Below are 11903 nucleotides of genomic sequence, written 5' to 3'. Positions count from 1 at the left end.
CAAAAAAGATTTAAAACGTGATGAATAACAAAGAACTTCTTAATCTCTCAAAGCAAATTAAAGCGCTCGCAGATGCTGGTCTTGTTTTTAAGAATAGCGAATATGACGCTGAGCGCTATGAGCAGTTGCAAGAAATTGCGCTAGAGATGCAGGCGTTACTTACTGAACAAGAGGTTGAGGTTTTTAAGAATTTTTATTTGCCTAAAGAAGATTATCCTACGCCAAACGTCGACGTAAGAGCCTTTATCCTCAATGAAAAAAAGGAGATCTTGTTTGTAAAAGAGCAGGTGGATGGTAAATGGACGTTGCCTGGCGGCTGGGCAGATATTGGGCTTTCGCCAAAAGAAAATGTGATCAAAGAACTGGAAGAAGAAACGGGTTACATTGTTGAGGTTAAGCGCTTGCTAGCTGTTTTTGATAAAAAGATGCATGCGCATCCGCCGCAACCGCATTATGTTTACAAAATGTGCTTTTTGTGCGAGATCGTCAGTCAAGAGTCAAAACCTAATTTTGACATCGCCGGGATTGATTGGTTTTCGCTTAAAGCGTTACCAGAATTATCTACAGACAGGATCTTAAAAAATCAGATCGATATTTTGCTAGAGCATTTGGATGCATCCAAACCAGTATACTTCGACTAGTTTTATTGAAAAAGTTTCTTCTTTCTCAACTCAAAGTTCTGACCTAAGTAAACCTTACGCACCATTTCGTCAGCTGCAAGTTCTTCAGGAATACCGTGTTTTAAGATACTACCTTCAAACATTAAGTAAGTGTGATCTGTGATCGCAAGCGTTTCTTGTACGTTATGGTCTGTGATCAAGATCCCGATGTTTTTTTGCTTAAGCTGCGCCACAATACGCTGAATATCTTCAACCGCAACCGGGTCAACACCAGCAAATGGCTCATCTAGCAGAATAAAGTTAGGATTTGTCGCCAGCGCACGAGCGATCTCAGTTCTACGGCGCTCCCCACCCGAAAGTAGATCTCCACGGTTTTTGCGAATGTGCCCCAAACTGAACTCATCGATAAGTTCATCCATCTTCATGCGTTGCTCCTTCTTACTAAGGTTTGTAAGTTGAAGCACGCTAAGGATGTTGTCTTCAATACTCAGTTTTCTAAATACTGAGGCTTCTTGTGCTAGATAACCTATACCGTGTTGCGCACGTTTGTACATGGGGTATTTTGTGATCTCTTTGTTCTCAAGAAAGATCTTTCCGCCGTTAGGCTTCACAAGTCCCACGATCATGTAAAAAGAGGTGGTCTTACCAGCACCATTAGGTCCTAATAATCCAACGATCTCACCTTGTTCAACTTCAACGGTGATACCTTTTACAACCTGACGGCCTTTGTACGATTTTACTAGATTTTGTGCGCGTAGTTTCATAGTGGCATACAAATATCAACTTTTGAGCCAAAGCTCACAAGTCTATTGTTTTTCCTGCTCTAAAGCATCCCAGTATTCGTGGGCTCTTCTTAAGTGTGGTATAACGATGGTTCCACCTATTAAAGTGCCTATGCTCAAAGTTTCTAGAACTTCTTCACGTGTTACGCCGGCATCATAGCAGCTCTCAAGGTGATATTTTACACAGTCATCACAACGTAAAACAGTAGAAGCTACAAGACCTAGAAGCTCTTTAGTTTTTAAGTCTAGCGCACCAGGCATAAAGGCGTTAGTGTCTAGATTAAAGATGCGATTGATCACTTTATTTTTATCAGCAAGAATCTTATCGTTCATTTTTGCACGATACTCGTTAAATTCTGCTACAGGGTTATTGTTTGATGACATTATTAATATGATTTATGACCATTTAGGTCGGTAAGGGGATTATTTTCTTACTTGTGATCCAGTTACTTTTTTGTCTTCTTTTTTCGCTACAAGCGCAGAGATCAAAATACTTGCCTCATAAAGAATAAGAATAGGGATCGCAACGATGATCTGTGTAGAGATATCTGGAGGCGTGATGACAGCAGCCAGAAGCAGTACAACTACAAGTGAATATTTTCTATATTTTCTAAGTAACTGCGGAGTTACAAGACCAATTTTTGTCAAGAAAAAGATCACAATAGGAAGCTCAAAGATCACACCTGCAGATAGACAGCTCATTCTCACAAGACCTATGTAAGAATCGATGTCAAATTGATTTTTGATCTGATCACTTACCGTGAAATTTGCTAAGAAATTTATGCTCAAAGGCGAAATCACATAATATCCAAAGAGTACGCCAGCAAAGAAAAGTAAGCTAGAAACAAAGATAAATCCACGTGAATTTTTGCGTTCATTTTCATAAAGTCCAGGAGAGATGAATTTCCAAACTTCAAACAGGATGTATGGAAAACCTACTACAACACCAGTCCATATTGAGGTCCAGATGGCGGCATTAAACTGTGCGCTCATCTGTCTACTCTGTATTTCAAAATTAAGTCCCTCTGAGGTTAAACAACCTTTATCAGAACCAAAGATGTTTGAAAGTTGGCAAAGCAGGTCATAAGAAACAAACTCTGGTCTTGACGGAGCAAAAATGATCTGTTCAAAGATAAAATCTGTGAAAATAAATGCCACGATTCCCACAATTACCACAGCAAGTACAGATCGTATAAGATGCCATCTTAATTCTTCAAGATGGTCAAGAAACGACATTTCTGCATTAGGGTCTTTTTTATTTGTCTTTGCCATTAGAGTATTCCTTCCTTAATAAGATCGTGAATATGAACCACACCTGCATAATGCTCATTGTCATCTTCAGCTAGCAATTGTGATATGTTATGTGTTTCCATGATCTCAAGCGCCTTTGCTGCCATAGCAGTATTTGCTACACGTTTGGGATCTTTGGTCATTATATCTTTGGCGGTTAAGCCAGTTAAAACTTCGTTGTGTTGTAGCATTCTTCTAATATCTCCATCTGTCACGATACCTACGATCTTCTTATCTTCTAGGACGGCTACAACGCCTAGCATTTTTGTAGATATTTCAACAATTACATCCTTAAGCGGAGTATCTGGAGATACGTGCGGTTTTTGATTTTGTGATGTAAGATCACTCACCCGCATGTATAATTTTTTTCCTAATGTGCCTCCAGGATGATACTTAGCAAAATCCTGACTTGTGAATCCGCGTAATTCTAATAAGGCTATAGCCAAAGCGTCTCCCATCACCATTTGTACCGTTGTACTAGTGGTAGGAGCCAGATCGTGTGGGCATGCTTCCTTTTCTGCGTAAGCATAAAGAATATGATCTGCTTGCTTTGCAAGAAATGAATCTTTATTAGATGTAAGAGCGATGATCTTGTTCTTTCTACTTTTTATGTAAGGAACAAGCACTTCGATCTCCGGAGTATTTCCACTTTTTGAAAGGCAAATAACGATATCATCCTTAAGAATTGTTCCCAGATCACCATGAATTGCATCTGCCGCGTGCATAAAAATAGCAGGCGTACCTGTACTATTTAGCGTTGCTACGATCTTTTGTGCAATAATTGCGCTCTTGCCTACGCCGGTAAGAATCACTCTTCCTTGCGACTCATAAACAGCCTCAACAGCAAGTGCAAACTGGTCATCCACAAGGTTTTTGAGGTTGGCAATTGCATTGTGTTCTATGTCTATGGTGCGCCTCGCGCATTCAACGATCTGATCCCTTAAATTCAAAAGATAGGATTTAGGCAATTTTTCTTTTAGGAAATTATTATATTTAGGTTGCAAATGTATGTAAAATTGAAGCAAGATTGATGAGTAAGGAAGAAATCGATTTACACGCGGCACTCAAGAAATACTTTGGCTTTAGCCAGTTTAAAGGCTTACAAGAGCAAGTAATTAAAAGTATTGTAACCGGGCAACACACCTTTGTGATCATGCCCACCGGTGGAGGTAAATCTCTATGTTATCAATTACCGGCATTAATTGAGGAAGGAACCGCGATCGTAGTATCACCTCTTATCGCACTGATGAAGAATCAGGTAGATGCGCTTAGAGGCTTATCAAATGAACATGGAATTGCGCACGTGATGAATTCGTCGCTTACTAAAGGCGAACTCAAACAGGTGCGGGAAGATATTGTAAATGGCGTAACAAAGTTGCTCTACGTAGCGCCAGAGTCTCTTACTAAAGAAGAGAATGTAGAATTCTTAAGAGCACAAACTATTTCTTTTGTAGCTGTTGATGAAGCGCACTGTATTAGCGAGTGGGGTCATGACTTTAGACCAGAATATCGCAATCTGCGCAGCATTATAAAGCGCATAGGCGATAACATCCCGATCATTGGGCTTACCGCTACCGCTACGCCTAAAGTTCAGGAAGATATTATCAAGAACCTTGGGATGAAGGAAGCAAATACGTTTAAAGCTTCTTTTAATAGACCTAATTTATATTATGAGATTCGTCCTAAAACTAAGAATGTAGATGCAGATATTATTCGTTTTGTAAAGCAAAATGAAGGTAAAAGCGGTATCATTTATTGTCTTAGTAGAAAACGCGTAGAAGAACTCGCGCAGGTTTTACAGGTTAACGGACTTAAAGCTGTGCCTTATCATGCCGGTTTAGACGCAAAAACCAGAGCAAAGCATCAAGACATGTTCCTAATGGAAGATGTAGATGTTGTAGTTGCGACGATCGCCTTTGGGATGGGAATTGACAAACCAGATGTACGTTTTGTAATTCACCATGATATCCCAAAAAGTATTGAAAGCTATTACCAAGAAACCGGTCGCGCTGGTCGTGATGGTGGCGAAGGTCATTGTTTAGCATATTATTCGTATAAAGATATTGAGAAGCTAGAGAAGTTTATGAGTGGCAAACCTGTGGCAGAGCAGGAAATAGGTCACGCATTGCTTCAAGATGTTGTGGCTTACGCCGAAACTTCAATGTCGCGCAGAAAATTCATTCTTCATTATTTTGGTGAAGAATTTGATAATGAAACTGGTGACGGTGGAGATATGGATGATAACGTTCGTAATCCTAAAAAACAGCACGAAGCCCAAGATGATGTTAAGCAACTGTTAGAAGTAGTTCAAAAAACAGGCGCGATTTATAAAAATAAAGAGCTTGTAAATACATTGATCGGTAAGAATAATGCGATAATTACCTCGCATAAAACTAATGAAGAAGCGTATTTCGGCATTGGTAAAGACAAAGATTCACATTATTGGAAGGCGCTTGTTAGACAAGTGATCGTCGCCGGACTCCTTAAAAAAGATATCGAAACCTACGGTGTCATAAAACTTACAGACACAGGTAAAGCATTTTTGAAAAATCCTAAGTCGTTCATGATGACAGAGGATCACATCTTTGATGAAAATGCAACAGATATTACACCTAGCGGAGCAAAATTAGGCGGAGGATCTGATCAAAAATTGATCAGCATGCTTAAAGATCTTCGCAAAAAAGTAGGTAAAAAGAAAGGGGTTCCACCGTATGTGGTTTTTCAGGATCCTTCTATTGACGACATGTCGATTAAATATCCTGTTACCATTGAAGAACTCTCTAATGTAAACGGAGTAGGCGAGGGCAAGGCAAAAAAATACGGTCGTGAATTCATCGATCTTATTTCGAGATATGTAGAAGAAAACGATATCATTCGTCCAGATGATCTTGTGGTAAAATCTACGGGTTCAAACAGTGCGTTAAAGTTATATATCATTCAGAACGTAGATCGCAAATTGCCGTTAGATGATATCGCTTCCGCGAAAGGGCTTGAGATGGTAGATTTTGTAAAAGAGATGGAAGCCATCGTTTACAGCGGTACAAAGCTCAACATCGATTACTGGATCGATGAAATCCTGGATGAAGATCAACAAGAAGAATTGCACGAATACTTCCTAGAGGCAGAAACTGATAAAATAGAAGACGCCATGGAAGAATTTGATGGCGATTATGAAGATGATGAGATCAGATTATACAGAATTAAATTTATCAGTGAGGTAGCAAACTAGTCGATTATTGTGGATGAAGAAATAATTATATTTGGAATCGTAGGGGTCATTATTCTTCTATTTGCTATACAGCTTTCTAAGGCGTTAAGTAGAAAGCATACTCAACTTGAGCAAAAATATCAGGACACAGATTTATCTAAAACAAAGATTGGGGTAGCCTTTAAAGGAACAGAGTCATTTGTAAATAATCAATTTGATAAAGCTAAAAGATTCACGGATTTACAAATTAGTAAAAGATATTTAACAGGCTGTTCTTGGCTTTTGATTGATAAAAATGAGACCGAAATTATATATTCTTTTAACCTCAATGGAGAACTTCTGATAATAACTAATGGTTTAGTTGAAAGAGTCAGTTATGAACTGTTGAATGGAAGTAGTAGTATTATAATCACATACGAGGATAAAACCGAATATTTAAGGATAGTTAATAAATATGATAGTTTTTTGTTTTTGAAAAAAGTAGCAAACAACACAGATTTATTATTTGCAAATCAAACAAAATTTGAGGGAATATTAAAAGAGCAAATTCGACAAATTGCAAAAAGAAATAATCTCGTTAAAGAGTGATAATAGGATTTAGTCATCCGTTAAGATTCCTATAAATTAAGCCGCTTTCTTTAGCGGCTTTTCTTTTTCTGAGTAATTTCGTTTAAAAAGCTACTATGAAAACCAGAATACAACTTTTGGCAACAGCCATGATAATCACATTTTTTTCTTCTTGCGGAGTAAAGAAATCTGCAGAGACCGCTTCAATCTATGGGAATTGGGAGCTAGAAAAGGCGATCTGTTTTTGTCCTTTTACAGATGAAACAGATTTTAGCGGCAACACACTTGAGATCCAATCTAATCAAATTGATATCAACAGTCCCAAGAACATGCAGTTTATCAAACCTACCGGTGAATATACTTTCTCAACGCAGGATAATTATTTGAAGATTGGGGAGACGGTAGAATATTCCTATGAAATCAAAGACGGTAAACTCATCATAAAATTTCTGGAAGAGCCAGAACTTGCCGATGATGAACTTACCTTGATCTACAAGCCGGTATCTGGGAAGTGATTTTTTGGCTTGCCTGTCAAGCTTCAAAGCATGAAAGCCAAATCAACACTTACGCTTTTTACAGGCTAAACCTTTTACAATCCGTATCTTTGCACCTCAATTTTTAAAACGAAGACATGCAAGACGGTATTTATGCTAAATTTCATACGCCAAAAGGCGAAATCTTGGTAAAACTTACCCATGATAAAACTCCAGGAACAGTAGGTAACTTTGTTGCCCTAGCGGAAGGAAACCTGGAAAATGCTGCTAAAAAGCAAGGAACTCCATATTACGACGGACTTAAATTTCACCGTGTGATTCCAGATTTTATGGTGCAAGGTGGTGACCCTAACGGTACAGGTTCTGGTGGTCCTGGTTACAACTTTGATGATGAGTTTCACCCAGACTTAAAACATACAGGTCCTGGTATCCTTTCAATGGCAAATGCAGGTCCTGGAACAAACGGAAGCCAGTTTTTTATCACGCATGTGGCTACGCCATGGTTAGATGGTAAGCACACTGTTTTTGGTCACGTGGTAGAAGGTCAGGATGTTGTAGATAGCGTTGCTCAAGGCGATACAATGGATAAAGTTGAGATCATCCGCGAAGGTGAAGAGGCTAAAAATTGGAATGCGGTTGAGGCTTTTCGCAAGTTTGAAGGAGCACGTGAAGAGCGTGTGAAGCAAGAAAGAGAAGCTGCAAAAGCTGAGCTTGATAAACTTTCTGCTGGTTTTAAAGAAACTGAAAGCGGACTGCGTTATCAAATCATCCAAGAAGGAAATGGTAAGCCAGCCGTAAAAGGAAACCAAGTTTCTGTACATTATAAAGGTCAACTCGCAGACGGTACTGTGTTTGATTCTTCATACAAGCGCAACCAGCCGCTTGACTTCACCGTAGGTGTAGGTCAGGTGATTTCTGGATGGGACGAAGGTATTTTATTGCTTAAAGAAGGTGATAAAGCAAGATTTGTGATTCCTTCAGACCTAGGTTATGGAAGTCGCGGTGCAGGTGGTGTGATTCCTCCTAACGCGATTCTTGTGTTTGATGTAGAGCTTGTAAAAGCTGGATAGTCTATAATTCCTTGAAGAAGGAATAAATTAATATTCTAAAAGGGAGTGGATGCTGCGATTTTGTAGTTTTTCGCTCCCTTTTAAAAATTTAAGCTCCATCAAAAAGCTCACCTGAGCGACTTTTGCGCCCACGGTTTCAATCAATTCGCAAGCAGCTTTTGCGGTTCCTCCAGTGGCCAGAACATCATCGTGAAGCAAGACATTATCTTCTGCCGTAAGGCAATCGCTTTGCATCTCCACGCAATCCTCGCCATACTCCAGCGAATAACTTTTTGCCAAAACTTCACCAGGCAATTTCCCAGGTTTCCGGATTGGGATAAATCCTACGCCCAACTTCTGTGCAATCAAGATTCCTAACAAAAATCCGCGGGATTCAATGCCCACGACTTTTGTGATATTCTTGTCTTTTACCGCTTCCGCGAAAAGCGTAGCCGCATAATCCACCGCCGCCGCGTCATTGAGCAGCGGGCAAATATCTTTAAAGATGATGCCTTGTTTAGGGAAATCTGGAATGTCCTTGATGTACTTGCTTAAATCCATGTGGGAAAGTTATTCAATTTCGCCGTCAGGCTGAAAAACTAATGGTTAATTTCGCATAAAATTATTAAGCATGAACGATATTTTAATGACACAGGTTTTTGGAGCTTTCTTCGGGTTTTTAGCGATAATTCTTGGAGCTTTTGGTGCGCATGCGCTAAAAAAGCGATTTACTGCAGATCAACTCACAAGTTGGGAAACCGGCGTAAAATATCAAATGTATCACGCGATAGTTTTGCTGGTAATCAGCTTTAATCTGGGATTCAATACAGGTTTAGAAAGTGCGATTGCCTGGCTTTTTGTGATTGGCACCGTTTTGTTCTCTTTCAGTATTTACGGGTTGTGCATCAGCGGCGCCACCGGTAAAAAATGGAAGTTTCTTGGGCCAATAACGCCACTCGGCGGACTTTGCCTCGCCGCAGGCTGGATTTGCTTACTGGTGTATTTTGTAAAAGTATTTGTTTAGGCTAAAGCCAAATCTTCTGCTCTTTCATACTCAAATAACCGCGAGTAATCCATCACATTTTGTACGCCGTCAAGCTTGCATAAATATTCAACAACGCCCTGTAAACCATTAAAAAGAATTTCTTTGTCTGTAGCGTTTTTTGGCTTTACCCCATTGTGACGTAGTGGTAAAGAATAGCCGCAATGTTGTAAAAAAGTAGCTTCAATCTCTAGGATTTCAAGCGGAGAATACCCGCCAAATTTCTTCCCGGTAAGTTGGTTTACCTTACCCACATAATTAAGGTTAAGACTGCCGTGATTATCGCTCAGATGCTTCCAACTATCCGTGTTGTTGAGGATGTTTCCCACCGCGCATTGCTTGCAGCATTCAGGATTTAACTGGTCGTTATGGAAAGCCGTGTACAGCTTCTGGATTGCATTCTCAAGTCTCGCGGTCGTCTTCATAGAAATGATTTATGACATAAAATTACTCAAAATCAGTCGGTATGTAAAGCATGTTTTGTTAAAGCGCTTCAAGCGAACTCATTTTTGTGTCTTTTGCAATTCCATAACCATAAAAATAAAGCATGGCTCCGGCGATTTTACCTAGGTTTTTCGGGGTTTCACGGGTCATGATGAGGTCGCTATCAAGCATTATTTTTGTTTGGCTTTCGCCAAATTGAATCCTAAGTTCGTGCTCTTCATAAACATTTGTCGTAAAACCGCTGAGGTCATTTACTTTACCGCCGATGATGTCTTTGCCCAGTTTGATTTGTGGGTTACTTTCGCAGCCTTTTTGCGTAAGCGGAATCATGCAAAAATCATTCTCGCCATAAATCATCACACCCATTGTGGGGCAAGTGATATTTGCCACTTTTTCAAGATTTAAAGTTGTGGAAAACTCAAAATTTGTTGGCTCAAAATCAAAATCACCAATGTTGTAATAACACATTATCGACTCGGCGGCGATAGTTTCTTTGTAAGTCTCAAGAGCTTCTGCGCTAATTTGTAATGTATTCTCCTCCTTCGCAAGCTCAAAATATTGCGGTACATTATCCTCATAACCTTTTCGGGCAATTGCGGTCCAACCATCTGTATTTATGCGTAGTGTTGCGGTCTTGATAACAGAATCATTTGCAAAAAGCTTGGCGTGATGCACTCCAGGAAAGTAATACTGACTGGTGAAAATACTATCCGTTTTTGCTACTTTTTTTCTGCGATACGCATTCCAAGATTGCTGAATGGCAAAACTATCTGCTTCAATTTTTGAGACATCATAACGAAAAATCACGGTGTTCGGAACTCCGTTTTTCACAGTATTGTCTGCTTTAAAAATAGCTTCGTTTGTATTTTTTAGTCGCTTTCGCGAAAGCGAATCTGACCCTCTCCATGGCGCCCAAGCAAGAAGCACAATAAGAATAATTCCAAAAGCAGTAATGGATAAATAGATTTTAGAATGGGATTTCTTTGCAGGTTTTGTCTGTGAAGTTGGAGGTGTTACGCTTTGATGTTGATTTGAAAAATCAAGCCAATCTTGATAATCCAGAAATTGAGCCAATGCATCCAGCGTCGCAGGATGCGGATTGCCAGTGTAATTATCTGCCCAAATTCTTTTTAATGTAGAAAGGCTTAAAAGTATTCCCGTTTTTTCTTCAATAAGCCTAATGAGATTCTTGTAATCTCGCTGCTTCCAAGTCGCGCTGGGCGGCCAGGCGAGTTGGTTCTCTATTTCTTTTTTGCAGGTTTTTAAAAGTTGGTCTTGCACTTAAACGGCTTTTGAATGTAAAATGAATGCGTTTCAAATCGCATTGAATCAGCCTTATAAATATACTTGCCTAAAATTAATTAACCACGAGATGAAGAATAATTTTAGACTTACGGCGCTGATATTTTTGCTAACTGCGGCTGTACATGCGCAAACAATTTATGTTGATGCGATAAATGGAAATGATAAAAATACTGGCGCGAAGGATGCACCATTTAAATCAATAATCGCTGCTGTGGATACAGCCAACAAATTAAGTGCAAACGAGGCGATAACAGTGATTTTAAAATCAGGAACGTATGTTCTGGAAGATAGAGTAGATGTGAATCCGCTTGCGGTTTTTGATGTTGAAAAGAGATTTACAATTACCGCCGAAATCCTGCCGGGAGATAAAGATTGGGAACTTGCTAAAATGCCTGTTGTACTTTCAACTTCTGGGTATAACAGCAAATTTATCTTTGAGCATGCTGCCGGATTTTTGATAAACACCTCGCATGTTTCCATTAAAGGAATTAAGTTTTTGGGTAACCCAAATCCATCTGTTGGGTATTATTATCCCATCACAAAACCGAATAAAATGTATACAGATTTAGAGGTTTCTCAATGTGTATTTGTGGGCGACAAAGAAGCAGGTAAGATTCAAGGTGCGGTCTGGATTCAAGGGAAGAATAACAAAGTAGAACACTCGGTTTTTTATGGATGCAGAAATGCAATCCTGTTTTTTGATGATGTTGCTGGTATGCAGATCACAAACAATATCATCGCAAAAAGTTATGAGAGCGCGTTTTGGTTTCCCCAGGAGGATGTCGACGTAACTTTTAAAAACAATATTTTACTCGATAATGAATATGTTGTTGTGAAACCAGATATGAATTTTAGCTCGGTTTGGGAAAATTCTTTGTTGCTTAACAATGCAAATTTTGCGGGCAAATGGTCACGAGAAGAACAAAAAATCCTTGAGTTGAAGAAATCTGGTATCCCAGAGAAAAATATAACTCGAAAGGGAAATGCCGCATTAATCTTAAATGAAGAAACCCTTCCGGAGAATGATCATTTACAACTTAAAGAAGGCTCTGCTGGCGCTGAGCTCAAAGCCGGTTTATTTAAAGAATAGATCGTCTTTGTT

Annotated in this window: 14 protein-coding genes; 7 read left to right on the top strand and 7 right to left on the bottom strand. The window is 39.3% G+C overall.

Annotated elements, in window-relative coordinates; all coding sequences use genetic code 11:
- Window positions 1-20: 20 nt before the first annotated feature.
- Complete coding sequence (locus tag ACZ5L8_RS10680) at window positions 21-641, top strand: NUDIX hydrolase (RefSeq protein WP_464437334.1); 621 nt, start codon at window positions 21-23, stop codon at window positions 639-641.
- A 2-nt stretch (window positions 642-643) separates the two neighbouring features.
- On the opposite strand, the gene lptB is transcribed toward ACZ5L8_RS10680, so the two are convergent.
- Genes lptB through ACZ5L8_RS10660 form a run of 4 tightly spaced genes read right to left on the bottom strand, consistent with a single transcriptional unit; the run spans window position 644 to window position 3642 of the window.
- Complete coding sequence (gene lptB / locus ACZ5L8_RS10675; RefSeq protein WP_462597344.1) at window positions 644-1384, bottom strand: LPS export ABC transporter ATP-binding protein; 741 nt, start codon at window positions 1382-1384, stop codon at window positions 644-646.
- Between the two features lie 42 nt (window positions 1385-1426).
- Window positions 1427-1786: a carboxymuconolactone decarboxylase family protein gene (locus tag ACZ5L8_RS10670; RefSeq protein ID WP_462597345.1), complete on the bottom strand. Its 360-nt coding sequence runs from the start codon at window positions 1784-1786 to the stop codon at window positions 1427-1429.
- 39 nt (window positions 1787-1825) lie between these two features.
- Window positions 1826-2674: a twin-arginine translocase subunit TatC gene (gene tatC, locus ACZ5L8_RS10665; protein ID WP_464437331.1), complete on the bottom strand. Its 849-nt coding sequence runs from the start codon at window positions 2672-2674 to the stop codon at window positions 1826-1828.
- Window positions 2674-3642, bottom strand: coding sequence for a KpsF/GutQ family sugar-phosphate isomerase (locus ACZ5L8_RS10660; RefSeq protein WP_464437330.1), 969 nt, complete (start codon window positions 3640-3642; stop codon window positions 2674-2676). Before ACZ5L8_RS10660 ends, tatC begins: the two co-directional genes overlap by 1 nt.
- Before the next feature lie 80 nt (window positions 3643-3722).
- Between ACZ5L8_RS10660 and recQ the strand changes: the two genes are divergently transcribed.
- The 4 genes from recQ (at window position 3723) to ACZ5L8_RS10640 (ending at window position 8031) form a co-directional block, all read left to right on the top strand.
- Window positions 3723-5921 carry a DNA helicase RecQ gene (gene recQ / locus ACZ5L8_RS10655; RefSeq protein ID WP_464437328.1) on the top strand — a complete coding sequence of 733 codons (2199 nt, stop codon included), beginning with the start codon at window positions 3723-3725 and terminating at the stop codon, window positions 5919-5921.
- A 9-nt stretch (window positions 5922-5930) separates the two neighbouring features.
- Window positions 5931-6488 (top strand): hypothetical protein, encoded by a 558-nt coding sequence (locus ACZ5L8_RS10650; protein ID WP_464437326.1) that lies wholly within the window; start codon window positions 5931-5933, stop codon window positions 6486-6488.
- A 95-nt stretch (window positions 6489-6583) separates the two neighbouring features.
- Window positions 6584-6982, top strand: a complete 399-nt coding sequence (locus tag ACZ5L8_RS10645) for a hypothetical protein (protein WP_464437324.1) — start codon at window positions 6584-6586, stop codon at window positions 6980-6982.
- A gap of 116 nt (window positions 6983-7098) precedes the next feature.
- Window positions 7099-8031, top strand: a complete 933-nt coding sequence (locus tag ACZ5L8_RS10640) for a peptidylprolyl isomerase (protein ID WP_464437322.1) — start codon at window positions 7099-7101, stop codon at window positions 8029-8031.
- 27 nt (window positions 8032-8058) lie between these two features.
- Here ACZ5L8_RS10640 and ACZ5L8_RS10635 read toward each other — a convergent pair whose 3' ends face one another.
- Complete coding sequence (locus ACZ5L8_RS10635) at window positions 8059-8571, bottom strand: adenine phosphoribosyltransferase (RefSeq protein WP_464437321.1); 513 nt, start codon at window positions 8569-8571, stop codon at window positions 8059-8061.
- A gap of 70 nt (window positions 8572-8641) precedes the next feature.
- Between ACZ5L8_RS10635 and ACZ5L8_RS10630 the strand changes: the two genes are divergently transcribed.
- On the top strand, window positions 8642-9034 hold the full coding sequence (locus ACZ5L8_RS10630) for a DUF423 domain-containing protein (protein ID WP_464437319.1): 393 nt from the start codon (window positions 8642-8644) through the stop codon (window positions 9032-9034).
- Here the strand turns inward: ACZ5L8_RS10630 and ACZ5L8_RS10625 are convergent.
- Both ACZ5L8_RS10625 and ACZ5L8_RS10620 read right to left on the bottom strand, forming a co-directional pair.
- The gene (locus ACZ5L8_RS10625) at window positions 9031-9477 is read right to left on the bottom strand and encodes a Na(+)-translocating NADH-quinone reductase subunit F (RefSeq protein WP_464437318.1); all 447 of its coding nucleotides are present in this window, start codon (window positions 9475-9477) and stop codon (window positions 9031-9033) included. The two genes, ACZ5L8_RS10630 and ACZ5L8_RS10625, sit on opposite strands and share 4 nt — an antisense overlap.
- 58 nt (window positions 9478-9535) lie before the next feature.
- Entirely contained in the window at window positions 9536-10777 is a 1242-nt protein-coding gene (locus tag ACZ5L8_RS10620; protein ID WP_464437316.1) for a hypothetical protein, read from the bottom strand.
- 91 nt (window positions 10778-10868) lie between these two features.
- On the opposite strand from ACZ5L8_RS10620, the gene ACZ5L8_RS10615 reads away from it, so the two are divergent.
- A complete protein-coding gene (locus ACZ5L8_RS10615; RefSeq protein WP_464437314.1) occupies window positions 10869-11891 on the top strand; it encodes a DUF1565 domain-containing protein in 1023 nt (340 codons plus the stop codon).
- Window positions 11892-11903 lie beyond the last annotated feature (12 nt).

This window comes from Leeuwenhoekiella obamensis, assembly GCF_055391795.1.
Note: the sequence above shows the minus strand (reverse complement) of the source record. Positions and strands in the feature narration are given on the sequence as shown.